Origin of the sequence: Flavobacterium sp. Leaf359 (genome assembly GCF_001423985.1) — a bacterium.
Classification (GTDB): domain Bacteria; phylum Bacteroidota; class Bacteroidia; order Flavobacteriales; family Flavobacteriaceae; genus Flavobacterium; species Flavobacterium lindanitolerans.
This window is the reverse complement of the sequence record NZ_LMPW01000013.1, coordinates 47,335-61,231: the sequence shown is the minus strand read 5'-3', so window position 1 is coordinate 61,231 and position 13,897 is coordinate 47,335. Positions and strand designations below refer to the sequence as shown.

General features: G+C 38.5%; 10 protein-coding genes. 5 read left to right on the top strand and 5 right to left on the bottom strand.

Features of this window, described 5'->3' with window-relative positions; translation table 11 throughout:
- Positions 1-162: 162 nt before the first annotated feature.
- The 5 genes from ASG38_RS12755 to ASG38_RS12735 form a co-directional block, all read right to left on the bottom strand.
- On the bottom strand, positions 163-1,761 hold the full coding sequence (locus ASG38_RS12755; protein WP_056071615.1) for an SGNH/GDSL hydrolase family protein: 1,599 nt from the start codon (positions 1,759-1,761) through the stop codon (positions 163-165).
- A gap of 31 nt (positions 1,762-1,792) precedes the next feature.
- On the bottom strand, positions 1,793-4,600 hold the full coding sequence (locus ASG38_RS12750) for a carboxypeptidase-like regulatory domain-containing protein (RefSeq protein ID WP_056071612.1): 2,808 nt from the start codon (positions 4,598-4,600) through the stop codon (positions 1,793-1,795).
- Positions 4,601-4,719: 119 nt separating this feature from the next.
- Positions 4,720-6,564 (bottom strand): glutamine--fructose-6-phosphate transaminase (isomerizing), encoded by a 1,845-nt coding sequence (glmS, locus tag ASG38_RS12745; RefSeq protein ID WP_056071607.1) that lies wholly within the window; start codon positions 6,562-6,564, stop codon positions 4,720-4,722.
- 15 nt (positions 6,565-6,579) lie between these two features.
- Complete coding sequence (locus ASG38_RS12740; RefSeq protein WP_056071604.1) at positions 6,580-8,190, bottom strand: DUF4270 domain-containing protein; 1,611 nt, start codon at positions 8,188-8,190, stop codon at positions 6,580-6,582.
- Between the two features lie 18 nt (positions 8,191-8,208).
- Entirely contained in the window at positions 8,209-9,015 is an 807-nt protein-coding gene (locus tag ASG38_RS12735; RefSeq protein ID WP_056071600.1) for a glycogen/starch synthase, read from the bottom strand.
- 107 nt (positions 9,016-9,122) lie between these two features.
- Between ASG38_RS12735 and panC the strand changes: the two genes are divergently transcribed.
- From panC to radA, 5 genes are all read left to right on the top strand, one after another.
- Complete coding sequence (panC, locus tag ASG38_RS12730) at positions 9,123-9,971, top strand: pantoate--beta-alanine ligase (RefSeq protein ID WP_056071595.1); 849 nt, start codon at positions 9,123-9,125, stop codon at positions 9,969-9,971.
- A 20-nt stretch (positions 9,972-9,991) separates the two neighbouring features.
- Positions 9,992-10,342, top strand: coding sequence for an aspartate 1-decarboxylase (gene panD, locus ASG38_RS12725; RefSeq protein ID WP_056071592.1), 351 nt, complete (start codon positions 9,992-9,994; stop codon positions 10,340-10,342).
- A 7-nt stretch (positions 10,343-10,349) separates the two neighbouring features.
- Positions 10,350-11,312 carry a lysylphosphatidylglycerol synthase transmembrane domain-containing protein gene (locus ASG38_RS12720; RefSeq protein ID WP_056071585.1) on the top strand — a complete coding sequence of 321 codons (963 nt, stop codon included), beginning with the start codon at positions 10,350-10,352 and terminating at the stop codon, positions 11,310-11,312.
- A 67-nt stretch (positions 11,313-11,379) separates the two neighbouring features.
- On the top strand, positions 11,380-12,522 hold the full coding sequence (locus ASG38_RS12715) for an alpha/beta hydrolase (protein WP_056071582.1): 1,143 nt from the start codon (positions 11,380-11,382) through the stop codon (positions 12,520-12,522).
- A gap of 4 nt (positions 12,523-12,526) precedes the next feature.
- Positions 12,527-13,891 (top strand): DNA repair protein RadA, encoded by a 1,365-nt coding sequence (radA, locus tag ASG38_RS12710; protein ID WP_056071579.1) that lies wholly within the window; start codon positions 12,527-12,529, stop codon positions 13,889-13,891.
- Positions 13,892-13,897: the final 6 nt, after the last annotated feature.

The window sequence follows — 13,897 nt, the reverse complement described above, 5'->3', positions numbered from 1 at the left end:
AGTTTTAAAAATGAAAATTTAATAATGTTTTTATAAAAAAATACGAAAAAAATACAGGATTGTCTGTTTAACGAATATTAAGACAACAACTATGCAGAATTCCAAAAACGAAAAAAAGCCATTATGCTTTCACATAATGGCTTTTATATCTGGAAATTTATTTTAATTCAAAGATTCAGGATATTGAATTTGATAATTGCCCGGACTTACCGCCGGTATAGAAGAACCGTATGTAACCCCAATAGCCTTAAGAAACTCATTAGCTATATAGGCATAACCTCTGGCTGATGGATGGATTCCATCTAAAGAAAAAGTCCCTCCCGTGATATAGCTAGCTGTCATATGATAGTTACCAAAACGGATTCCTCCGTTAAGCAGTTGTGTCATTATCGCCTTTGTATCTACAAGCGCCAGACCTTTGGCAGCAGCTACACTTGCAATAGTAGCATTGTAAGCATCTGTTGCATCTTTAACATCTTTGACTTCCGCATTTGTCAAAACTGCTCCATCCTGTAAAGGGTATGTCACACCTACAGTATTGAAAGGAGCCGGCACTCCAGCCTGGGTAGTTCCTATAAGAGCTCTTGTTGGCAAAAGCACATAATCAACAAAAGGCACTACATCAGGATTCTGCGGCGTTGGCACTATCTTTTTCGCATGACGTGCTCTTCCATATAAATTCCCTACAAAACCTGCTGTTTGCGCTCCGAATACCGGAGTTAGGGCAGCTGTTATTTGTGGAGCTAGATTTGGCAAAGTTTCATCAATAATAAGCAATGGGTTTGTAGCTTCTACAGTCGCAGGATTACCATCATCCGCAGTCAAGACACTAAATCTAGGCGCATTACTACCCGCAATCTGGTTGATTACTGCAAAAATCTGATTTAGTTGCGCTGCACTAGCCGGCGGCAAAGCCGGAACCGGGTTATAAGGAACTGTAGTAAAATAAGGAAGCGTATTGATGTAAGGAAGGTTTGCCACCACTCCTTTTGCTCCATTAGCAGTTAATGCATTTACTAAATTATTGTACACATTTTCAAAAACTGCCGGATCAGTAATATCATTAGCCCCATAAGTTGCTGGATTTGGATTTCCGGTTTGGTTAACCCCAGCTCCTCCTGAACTGGCATAACCCAATACGTCATTTCCTCCAATCCATAACGAGAAAAATGTAGGACTTTGAGCAACAGCATCAGCAATAACCGATGTCCCTGGTGTAGATGCAAATCTTACAAAATACGGATTTGAAGTAGGCGGGGTTGTTGCCAAACCTCCAGGATTTCCATAGCCAGGAGTTATCAAATGGAAACTTTTTGCCCCCGGAACACCCAAATTATTGAATGGTCCTGTTAAATGTGAAAAAACTTCTGTTGTTGGAGGTCCAGCTACAGGCTGAACATTTGGCGTAGAAGCATTCAAAAACCCTCGAAGATAAATTCTTGGGCCAAAGGAAGGATTTGGAGTTCCTCCAAATAGCAATCCACCAATATTATCATTCATATAAGGAACTGCAAATGCACCTCCGCCAACTAATTGAAATTGCTGTGCCAGTATGGTCGTGTATGCATTTTCCTGACCTTTTTTAAACAGTGCATTATCACTATATCCAGCCGCAAAGGAATCTCCTAAAGCAATATATTTTGAAAAATCGGCTGATCCGGGCGAAACAGGAACTTCTCCTGTAGAATCCGAGTCGTCATCTGAACAGGCAATGCTTAAGCTTAATGAAACTAAAAGCAGCCATTTAAAATTTTTTATCATAATTGTATTTTTATAACGTTAGCCTTGATTTTTATGGATTGATAATCCAAGAAACTAAATACTGTTGTCCGATTCTTCCGGCTCCAATTACCTGTAGGTAATCATTTCCGAAAAGGTTCGACGCACTTATTTTAAATACTGATTTCATAGACGGAACCGCATAGTTCATCTGAGCATCAAACACCGTTACCGCCGGAATCATACCGTCAGCAAAAGAAGATTGCCAAAGATATTCGTCACTCCATCTTGCATTCAGATTGAATCCGAAATTCTTGAACAGGTTCTGATTTCCAAGAGAAGCCTTTACTCTATGTCTAGGCGTGTTGAAACCTGCTATAAAAGAAGGGTCTTTTGCCTGGTCGAAATCAAACTGAGCATGGTTGTAGTTGATTCCAAATTCAAAATCTTTGTAGATTTTCTTAGATAACCCTACACCAAAACCAAAAGAAGTTACATTTTCTGTAGTATTTGTATAGACCTGGTATACTCTACGGTCACCATTAGACAATGCCTGCAAACCTAGAAGAACATTCTGGTCTGACAAATCAGAACCAACTGTTCCGTAATAAGGACGGATAACACGGGAAGTACTCATGAAATCATTATAAATATTGTAGTAAGCATTCAAATCAACAGCAATACCATTATCTGTAACCGACTTATATCCTACTTCAAATGCTTTTACCTGCTCAGGTTTTACTAACTTAATATTTACAATCTCCAAATCTGCAGGATTTTGCGATAATGCAAATGCCTGAACTGAAGGCACTGAATATACATTTGAATTGTAGGCATCTCTACCAGACAAAGTAACGGTAGCCGGAGCTCCTAAAGCCTGACCCGCAGCACTTACATTCATAGTTTCCACATAACGGTCTAAGTTATCCTCAGCAGAACCCACCAATGCAAATGGCCCTAAATCCAATCCGATGTATTGATCCTGAGTTGTCGGGTTTCTGAAACCTGTCTGGAAAGACACTCTGAAATTGTGATTTTTTCTTTCTCCTGCAGAATATACGAAAGAGATCCTTGGAGAATACTGTCCGTCAAAGTTCTGTGATTTATCGTAACGGATTGACCCTGTAAATTTCAAACGGTCATCCATAAATTTCTTCTGAACCTGCGTATAGATACCGTATTCATCATATTTGATTGGCCCGTCAAAATCCGTAAAGATAGTTCCCTGAGAATCCAATTTATATTTTCTGAAAGAACCCCCTACCTGAATTTCCGCAAATTGTATAATTTCTTTGAAATTGTAGTTTCCATCTACATGGTACAATTGTGACTGGTCAATAAATTTCGCTCCTTTTGTAAGATCCGGATTTTGGATTACGGTTGCCAATGCATTATTGAACTCAGGCGATCCCGGCATATATCTTGGACCTCCTGTTGGCTGTGTAGCAAACTGAGGCAAGCCAACTAACGCCGCAGGCAATTGGTTATAATCTGCATATTGTCTTGCAATTCCGGCAGCCTGGGTTGTACTTGCACCCATAACAGCACTTGACAATTGATATGCCGTTGCATAATTAGTAAACCACTCCTGGTCTGTTTTCCATGCCCTGTTTACGTTCCATGCTGCAAAACGCATATCATATGAGTTACCGGCATCTTCTGTAGTCATATAAGCCCTAACAAAGAAATTTCTGTTTTTAACTTCCAGTTTACTCTGCTGCATGATAAAATCTTCAAGCCTGTATCTGTTAGCTCCCTGATAAATAGTACTTCCGATACCCACTTTATGTTGCAGGATTATCTCGAAGTCATCTTTCATCGGTTTTACATGCAATGAGAAATCCGCTTTTACGCTTTCAATAGAGTTATCATTAATATCTTCTTCATAATAACCTGTCCTGCTCACTTGCCCTACGTTTGGAATAAACGTAGTTACCTCATCACCATAAATATTCAAACCGTCATAGTTTTGGTTGATTCCATGACCAAGACCACCATTTGTCATACTTCTTTCATCACCTGCAATCCACTCGGTAGCTTTTAGGTAAGTGAAATTGGCTTTGGCTGCAAAATAATCTGAAAACTTATGGGCAGCACGAATACCAAAGTCATAGTAATCGTTTGTTCCTGCCAGTTTTTGGTTGGTTTTACCATATCTCGCATAAACGCTTATTCCCTCGTAATCAAATGGGCTTTTGCTATTCATAAACAAGATTCCGTTAAAAGCATTTGCTCCATATAAAGCTGAAGAAGCTCCTGGAAGTAATTCAACGCTTTGCACATCAAGCTCAGAAAGACCAATCAGGTTTCCTAAAACAAAGTTCAAAGCCGGTGAAGAGTTATCCATTCCATCAACCAACTGCATGAAACGGGTGTTGGCAACTGTGGCAAATCCTCTGGTGTTGATTGATTTGAATGACAAACTACTGGTGTTAAAATGAACCTCTTTCAGGTTTTCCAAACCATCATAGAAAGTTGCCGAAGAAGTATTCTTGACATCCTTGATACCCATTCTTTCAATGGTTACAGGCGATTCCAAGATTCTTTCCGGTGTTCTGGAAGCCGACACTACTATTTCATCAAGATTGATATCCTGACTCAAAAGCTGCACTTCTAATTTTTGTCCTGATGTCTTGACTTCGATAGTTTGTGTGGCATAGCCAACACTCGAAATCTCAACCATATACGGGGGCTGTTTTGTTGGCTTGAGCAGGAACTTCCCCTCAACATCCGTAATTGAGGCTGTTGACTCTCCAACTACCTTAACGCTTACTCCGGGAAGTGGCTGATTGGTCTCATCAGTAACAACTCCTGAAATTGAATTCTGGGCAAAGGCTACTCCGCAGAAAAGCAATGACAAAATAATAAGATACACTCTCATGGTTTGAATTTGTTAGTTTATATCGCCAAATTACAAATAAATTTAATATGCATGCATGGTATCAATAAAAAAAGCGAGAAAATTTCTCGCTTTTGATAATTTTTTATACAAAAAATTGACTATTCCACAGTTACTGATTTCGCTAAGTTTCGTGGTTGGTCTACATTACAGCCTCTCATTACGGCAATATGGTAAGATAAAAGCTGCAAAGGAATTGTTGTCAACAAAGGAGTTAAAGCCTCTGCAGTATCCGGTATTTCGATAACGTGATCTGCCAATTCCTTCACCTGAGTGTCTCCTTTTGTAACTACCGCTATAATCTTTCCGCTTCGTGATTTGATTTCCTGAATATTGCTCACCACTTTATCATAATGCCCTTGTTTTGGAGCTACAATAATAACCGGCATTTTTTCATCAATCAAAGCAATTGGGCCGTGTTTCATTTCTGCAGCCGGATAGCCTTCTGCATGAATGTAAGATATCTCTTTCAGCTTTAAGGCACCTTCTAATGCCACCGGGAAATTATAACCTCTTCCCAGATAAAGGCAGTTTGGAGCATCTTTATAAATTGACGCAATAGTTTTAGCAATATCATTTGTTGTCAATGCTTCCGCTACCTTTTCAGGAATCGCTTCCAATTCCTGAAGATATCTGTGAAAATCCGAATTAGACATCGTTCCTTTTGCCTTAGCAAGACGAAGCGATATTAATGTAAGGATTGTAATCTGGGTTGTAAATGCTTTTGTAGAAGCCACCCCAATTTCCGGTCCGGCATGGGTATAAGCACCTGCATGCGTTTCACGCGAAATAGACGAACCTACTACGTTGCATACTCCAAAGACAAATGCTCCTTTTTCTTTTGCCAGCTTGATTGCCGCTAGCGTATCTGCCGTCTCACCAGATTGGGAAATAGCAATGACCACATCTTTAGGATTGATGATTGGGTTTCTGTATCTGAATTCAGAAGCATATTCCACTTCAACCGGGATTCTTGCAAATTCCTCAAAAATATATTCAGCAACCAATCCTGCATGCCATGAAGTTCCGCAGGCTACAATAATGATTCTTTCTGCATTGAGGAATTTTTCAATATTGTCTTCGACACCGGCCATCTGAACGATTCCCTTGTTTGCCAAAAGCCTTCCTCTGTAAGTATCCTTAATTACACTTGGCTGCTCATAAATTTCTTTAAGCATAAAATGCTCATAGCCTCCTTTTTCTATTTGCTCAAGGTTCATCTGTAATTCCTGAATATAAGGATCTACCAATGAATCGTCTTTAATTTTTCTTACCTTAATTGATTTATTTTTTCTGACGATGGCCATTTCTTCATCTTCAAGATAAATCGCGTTGGAGGTATATTCGATAAACGGAGAAGCATCTGAAGCAATGAAATACTCATCTTCGCCAATACCAACCGCCAAAGGACTTCCCAAACGGGCAACCACAATTTCATCCGGTTTTTTAACATCAAAAACAGCAATAGCATAAGCCCCTACTACCTGATTCAAAGCAATCTGAACTGCTTTTCCTAATTTAAGATTGTCTTTTTTCTGTACGTCTTCAATAAGATTAACCAATACTTCCGTATCTGTATCTGATTTAAAAACATATCCTCTGTTGATTAACTCCTTTTTTAAAGGCTCATAATTTTCTATAATTCCATTATGGATGATTACCAAATCTCCTGAATTAGAAAGATGCGGGTGAGAGTTTACATCATTTGGAACACCGTGAGTTGCCCATCGTGTGTGTCCTATTCCTATATTTCCATTGATAGAAATTTCTTTGGCTTTTTCTTCCAAATCAGAAACTTTACCTTTGGTTTTAGCTACTTTCATTGATTCGCCATCATAAAGCATAATCCCCGCACTATCGTAACCTCTGTATTCTAATCTCTTTAATCCTTTAATAATTATAGGATAGGCATCCCTATGACCTATATATCCAACAATTCCACACATAGTTCTATCTTATTATTAGTTAGGCTTGGTATAATAAATTTCAAGCTTTAGTCGCTTGTTCTCATTTGAAGGTACCGGTACACTTCCGTAAAGCACAGTTCCAAGCGGATTCATCACTGAAGAAAGTGGCACTTTAGTAAAGGCAGTTTGTGGCGTTCTTAATGATAAGCTTGTCGATTTTGAAATATCTTCTGTAACTGCAACACCCAGACGTACATTTGTTGAGTCTTTAAACAGAACATTTTTGATATGTTCCGTAATCCTTACCTTATATTGTATAGCTTTTCTAACATCGTCTCCTATGACACCGGTTAGTTTTGCCGTTCCGCCAAAAACTCTTTTTGCATATTTAGGTTTCGCTCCGTTGATCGTAACATCAAAAAGATAATCTGTTAATGGACGGTTATCCTTTGCGTTATAGACGTAAATCCTATTGGGCTCAGAATTATTCAGCATGGTAGGTTGGTCAACATAAAACACCAGGTTCGCTTCATTAATTAACCAGTTACCTGAAATTGCCTCTGCACGCAATGCTTCCAACTCGGCCGAGTTTCCTCCTCCAAACAAATCAATCATTGCTACAGATCCATTACCTCCTTTTAAATAAAGCTTTTGGTCGCCTGTAACAGGATTCGCCACCACATTATCATAAGTCTGGCTCGCGCCCGTAGCAGTATAATCTAATAAACTTACCGTATTCCCTTTTAAATTAAGAATAATTGTCTTTTCCTGAACCCCATCATCGACTTCTTCTCCATTTACGATTTTTATTTTCTTATCTTCATAAGTCATGGTGATTGTTCCTTTGGAAAAATCCAGCATTGACATCGCGCTTCCATTAATTTCTTCTACCTGGAAATACAATCCTCTAAAATAGTTTTTAAAAACGTTGTTATTAACCAGATTACTACTTCCGGCAATAAGCTTATTATAAAAAAACTGTTTGTTCAGATCCAGTTTCATACTAGGCGCTTCTCTCAAAATCTTTCCGCCTTCCTGACGGGTCACATGTTCATCCGGACTGAAAGCAAAAAGATCATTTTGCTCAACAAGCTCTGAATCGTTCAATTGTTGTCCTTTCGCATTATTAAAAACCGCATTTTGATCGGAATAGAATTTCTGACCCTCAACAAAACCTCCATTCGGGTCAAAATCCCTTAAGTAGTATCCGTTTTCATAAACTTTAAGCTTTAATTTATTCTCAATATTTCCATATATCGAATCCAACTCATACTTATTACTTCCATCGGTTCCGGTTTCAAGATAAGTCGCGAAATAAGGAACATTTAAAACGACAGATTTTATCTTTTCTACACTAGGCACTTCTCTAAAAGTCGGATTTTCGCTTTTTAATTCTACCTGTGTCACAAAATTGGCAGTGGTTTTTCCAAAAATACCATTGTTAAAAACCCCTAAAGGATTAACAGGAAGGTTATTGGATTGTACGGCATTTGTTTTTTGGTTAAAAGCCACAATTGACGCTCCATCATTTTTTATAAATCCAAAATGATCGTTGTCGTCTACAATATCAGCACCTATAGAATTGTATTCGCTATCACACGAAATCAGAAAACCGGTACCCACGATAAGAAAAAGAAGCTTCTTATAAGTCGAATTATTAAGCATATTTTTTTTGAATGTTTTTTATAAAACTTGATTTCTATAGAAATTAGTATAAGCTTCTGCAAACTTATCTTTCGTGGCGAAAGGTAAAAAAGGTTTTCCCGATGATTCTATAAATTTTGTTAAACTTGAAGAAAGGTCCTCAGAGGCTATTATCACTGCATCTGAGTGCATTATAGATGCCTTAAGTACATTCTCATAGTTAGGTTCTGCCAGATATTCAATGGACTCGTTTGGAATCCCATCAAAGGCCACTTTTTTCATCATCTCCATATCCAGATTCCCTTCAAAACCCTGACTGTAAACAGAGGTTACTATTTTTGTTTCAGAAAACAGGGCCTCATCTTTATAATAATGCTTCATGTAGATTGGAAGCATTCCGGCCAACCAGCCATGCACATGGATAATATCCGGCACCCAGTTGAGTTTTTTTACTGTTTCCACGACTCCTTTTGCAAAAAAGATAGCTCTTTCATCATTGTCAGGATATAAAACACCTTCTTCGTCTGTAAAAGTTGCCTTGCGTTTGAAATATTCATCATTATCGATGAAATAAACCTGGATTCTTTCTTTTGGTATAGAGGCTACCTTAATAATCAATGGCATGTCTAAATCATTCACTACCAGATTCATTCCTGAAAGTCTTATAACTTCATGCAGTTGGTGCCTTCTTTCGTTTATGTTTCCATAACGTGGCATAAAAATCCTAATCTGTCCTCCCTGATCATTAATCATTTTCGGAACGTCATACGACATTATAGACACTTCATTTTCAGCCAAATAAGGCACTACCTCAGATGATACATACAATATCCTCTTATCCTCCATATTGTTTTGAACTTTTATTTATAGCATATAAAAACATGCAAAATTACAAAAATTTATGCAGTTATTAACAAAAATGGTAAGTTTGCATTCAATTTAATCTTAAGCTGATGCTCATTTTCAACAGACAGGAAGATCTCAAAAAACATTTAAGGTCGGTTACTAAAGAAAATACGACTATTGGATTTGTCCCGACAATGGGTGCGCTACACCAAGGACATTTGTCACTGATTGAAAAATCACTTACAGAAAATCAGGTAACGGTTGTCAGTATTTTTGTAAATCCGACACAATTTAACAACCCTGAAGACCTTGAAAAATATCCAAGAACTCTGGAAAAGGACACCCAAAAAATTGAAACTGTCAGTAAGGATGTCATCATTTTTGCCCCAAGCGTAGAGGACATCTACGAAGGCAATACCACAGCAAAAGCTTTTGATTTCGATGGACTCGAAAACCAGATGGAAGGCAAGCACAGGCCCGGACATTTTGACGGTGTCGGCACAATTGTGAAGCGACTTTTCGAAATCGTAAACCCGACCAATGCCTATTTTGGAGAAAAAGATTTCCAACAGCTTCAGATTGTAAAAAAAATGGTCGAAAAACACCAAATGCCGGTAAATGTTATTGGATGCCCTATATACAGAGAGTCTAACGGACTTGCCATGAGCTCCAGAAATGAAAGACTTACCTCCCAACAAAAAGAAGATTCTTCCCTGATATACAAGACCTTAAAAACTGCCAAAGAAAAGTTTGGCACGGAAAGTGCAAAAGAAATTACCGATTGGGTAGAAAGCGTTTTTGAAAAAAATCCGGAATTCCGACTGGAATATTTCCAGATTGCTGACGAGGAGCAATTATTGCCAATAGACAAAAAAGACAATGCTAAAAAATACCGCGCTTTCATTGCTGTTTTCATTAACAGTATCCGTCTGATAGATAATATTTCATTGAATTAAAAAATAATTACCTTTGCATCATGCAAATTCAAGTTGTTAAGTCCAAGATTCACCGTGTTATGGTGACTGGAGCAGATTTAAACTACATAGGAAGCATTACAATCGACGAAGCGTTGATGGAAGCTTCTAATATTATTGAAGGAGAAAAGGTTTCTATCGTCAATATTAATAATGGCGCCCGATTAGAAACTTATGCCATTAAAGGAAACAGAAACAGCGGCGAAATCACCCTAAACGGCCCTGCGGCAAGAATGGTACAAAAAGGTGACATCATCATCATTATTTCTTACGGAATTTTAGATTTTGAGGAAGCAAAAACCTTTAAGCCTACACTGGTTTTCCCTAACGAAAAGGACAACTCCTTAACTTAGAAAACTTTTGAGAAAAAAAATCAGCAAAACATTATCCATACTTCTCCCAATTTTATTGGGAGTTTTTTTGACTATATATACCTATAATTCGTTTACTCCTGAACAGCTGGAAGAAATGAAAAGCTATTTCAGGAATGCTGATTACACTTATATTTTTATTGCCTTAATTTTCGGATTCATCAGCCACGCAGCAAGAGCCTACAGATGGAAATTCATGCTGGAACACATGGGATACCATTCTCCGTTTAAAAATAACTTCATGGCTGTCTGGGTTGCTTATTTTATGAATATGACAATCCCGAGGTCCGGAGAAGTTTCAAGAGCTCTGGTTTTGAAAAAATATGAAGATATTCCTTTTGACAAGGCATTTGGCAGTATTATTGCCGAAAGGGTTATCGATTTTATAATTCTTTTGCTGTTTATTGCAACAGCCGTCCTGTTGCAGTTTGACATATTAAAGACTTTCCTTCTGAACACCATTCCGGTAGAAAAATTATTAGTTTACGGAATTGTCGCCTTTGTAGTTTTCCTTTCAGCCATCCTTCTTTTTATCTATTCAAAATCAAAATGGATTCTGATGATTAAAGGAAAAATTTCCGGATTAACAGAAGGGCTTTTCAGCGTATGGAAAATGGAAAAAAAATGGCCTTTCTTGTTCTATACTGCCATTATATGGCTGGCCTACGTTTTGACTTTTTACACGGCCATTTTTGCTTTGGAAGAAACAAGCGGTATTAGCTTTGGGGTGGTCGTAACAGCTTTCGTAATAGGAAGTCTGGCTATTTCATTTTCAAACGGCGGGTTTGGTGTTTTTCCGGTACTAATTGCCGGTATTTTAGCCTTATATGGCGTACCAAAAGAGGCAGGAACTGCTTTTGGCTGGATTATATGGACCTCACAAACCGTTCAGATAATTATTTTAGGAGGGCTTTCTTTTTTGCTTTTGCCTATTCTGAATAGGAAAAAATAAATTACTATCTTGCTTTCCTATTAGAGGCTCTTCCGTCTCAACTAACGAAACCCTAAAACTCTTACGAATGAAGAATTTCATTACCACTGCTTTTTGTATTTTTTCTTTTAGCTTGTTTGCGCAAAAAAGCATTGAAGAAGTAAAATCAGAAAAACTCAACGGTACACGTCAGATTACTATTTCACTTCCTCCAGCCTATGAAAAAGAACCGGATAGAAAATTTCCACTTGTGATTCTTTTGGATGGCGAATATCTTTTTGACGCTTTTAACGGTACTTTATCCTACTCTAATTATTGGGACGACCTGCCACCTGTCATAATGGTTGGTATCAGCCAGAATAAAAAAGGAGAACGATTTGTTGACAGCCAGTTCGACAAAGAAAGCGGACTTCCGGAAGAAGGCGGTTCCCGTTTCTATGAGTTCATAGGTTCTGAACTTATTCCTGCCCTGGAGAAAAAATACCGAATCGCCCCTTTTAGAGTTATTGCAGGACATGATACTACTGCCGGTTTTTTAAACTTTTACCTTTATAAAGACCAACCGCTGTTTAACGCCTATATTTCCCTTAGCCCGGAATTTGCTCCGGAAATGGAAACCCGAATTGCGGAAAGACTGGCCTTTTTCAAACAGCCTATTTTTTATTATCTGGCTACTGCCGACGGTGATTTGAAAAAAATGCAGAAAAGAATCAAAGACCTCGATGAAAACATAAAAAAGGTTGGCAATCCTAATCTTAACTACCGTTTTGACGAGTTCAAAAATGCAACACACTATTCACTGGTGCCTTATGCTATTCCGAATGCCCTGTACCAGATTTTCTCGGCATACCAGCCTATTTCTACTACCGAATTTCAGGAAAAAATTGCAACACTTCCTGGCGGCTATGTAGATTATCTGGCAAACAAATATGAGATTATTGAAAAATCATTAGGAATAAAAATGCCTATCCGCGTCAATGATTTTAAAGCGATTGAAGCAGCCATCTTAAAAAACAAGGCTTATGCCGAATTTGAAAAATTATCCGGACTTGCCAAAAAGAGCTATCCAAAATCCATGCTGGCAGATTATGAACTGGGAATGATGTATGAACATACGGGAGATTTCAAGAAGGCATTCAAATCGTATCAAAATGCCTATACTAAAAATGAAATTGGCGACCTAACAAAAGATATGATGCTTGAAAAAGCAGACGAAATGAAGAGCAAATAATTCTATGTCAAAAACAAAAACGACTTTTTTCTGCCAAAACTGCGGTGCCCAATATTCTAAATGGCAGGGCCAATGCAATTCCTGCAAGGAATGGAATACTATTGCCGAAGAAATAATACAGAAAGAAGACAAAAAGGATTGGAGAAGTACGGTTTCAGCGGATTCAAAAAGAGTGTCAAAACCTTTATTAATCCATGAAATTGACAGTGCCGAAGAAATACGACTTGACACCAGAGACGGCGAACTAAACCGCGTTCTGGGCGGTGGAATTGTTCCCGGGTCGCTGATTCTTTTAGGTGGCGAACCCGGAATAGGGAAAAGCACGCTGTTGTTGCAAATTTCTCTAAAACTGCCTTACAAAACCTTATACGTTTCCGGAGAAGAAAGCCAGAAGCAGATAAAAATGCGGGCAGAAAGGATTAATCCTTTAAATGACAACTGCTATATCCTTACCGAAACAAAAACGCAGAATATTTTCAAACAGATTGAAGCCATTGAACCGGAAATCGTAATCATCGATTCCATACAAACGCTTCATACAGATTACATCGAATCTTCTGCAGGAAGCATTTCACAAATTCGCGAGACTACGGCAGAACTGATAAAGTTTGCCAAAGAATCAAATGTTCCGGTTATTCTGATTGGACATATTACAAAAGACGGAAATATTGCCGGTCCAAAAATCCTGGAGCACATGGTGGATACCGTCCTGCAGTTTGAAGGTGACAGGAATCATATCTACAGAATATTGCGTTCACTGAAAAATCGTTTTGGCTCAACCGCCGAATTGGGAATCTATGAAATGCAAGGCACCGGATTGAGAGAAGTTTCAAATCCGTCCGAAATTTTAATTTCCCACAAAGAAGAAGAACTTTCCGGAACCGCAATTGCAACCACGCTGGAGGGAATGCGTCCTTTAATGATAGAAATTCAGGCATTGGTAAGCACTGCAGTTTATGGAACACCGCAGCGCAGTACTACAGGATATAATGCCAAACGACTCAACATGATTTTGGCCGTACTGGAAAAAAGGGCCGGATTTCGACTCGGCGCCAAAGATGTATTCCTGAACGTCACGGGAGGAATCTCCGTAGACGACCCGGCTATTGACCTGGCCGTTGTAGCTTCCATACTTTCCTCTAACGAAGACATTCCTGTTGGAAAAGATTTTTGTTTTGCAGGCGAAGTGGGCCTTTCTGGTGAAATACGTCCGGTTAATCGCGTTGACCAAAGAATTCAGGAGGCTGAAAAACTAGGATTTTCAACCATATTTGTTTCAAAATACAATAAAATCACCCTTAAAAATACTTTTATAAAAATCCGTCTCGTTTCAAAAATTGAAGATGTCGTAAGCGAATTGTTTGGATAACAACAA

Excerpts from the sequence above, each read along its gene's own strand:
- ASG38_RS12755 (WP_056071615.1), bottom strand. The coding sequence starts at position 1,761 with ATGATAAAAAATTTTAAATGGCTGCTTTTAGTTTCATTAAGCTTAAGC.
- ASG38_RS12750 (WP_056071612.1), bottom strand. The coding sequence starts at position 4,600 with ATGAGAGTGTATCTTATTATTTTGTCATTGCTTTTCTGCGGAGTAGCC.
- glmS (WP_056071607.1), bottom strand. The coding sequence starts at position 6,564 with ATGTGTGGAATTGTTGGATATATAGGTCATAGGGATGCCTATCCTATA.
- ASG38_RS12740 (WP_056071604.1), bottom strand. The coding sequence starts at position 8,190 with ATGCTTAATAATTCGACTTATAAGAAGCTTCTTTTTCTTATCGTGGGT.
- ASG38_RS12735 (WP_056071600.1), bottom strand. The coding sequence starts at position 9,015 with ATGGAGGATAAGAGGATATTGTATGTATCATCTGAGGTAGTGCCTTAT.
- panC (WP_056071595.1), top strand. The coding sequence starts at position 9,123 with ATGCTCATTTTCAACAGACAGGAAGATCTCAAAAAACATTTAAGGTCG.
- panD (WP_056071592.1), top strand. The coding sequence starts at position 9,992 with ATGCAAATTCAAGTTGTTAAGTCCAAGATTCACCGTGTTATGGTGACT.
- ASG38_RS12715 (WP_056071582.1), top strand. The coding sequence starts at position 11,380 with ATGAAGAATTTCATTACCACTGCTTTTTGTATTTTTTCTTTTAGCTTG.
- radA (WP_056071579.1), top strand. The coding sequence starts at position 12,527 with ATGTCAAAAACAAAAACGACTTTTTTCTGCCAAAACTGCGGTGCCCAA.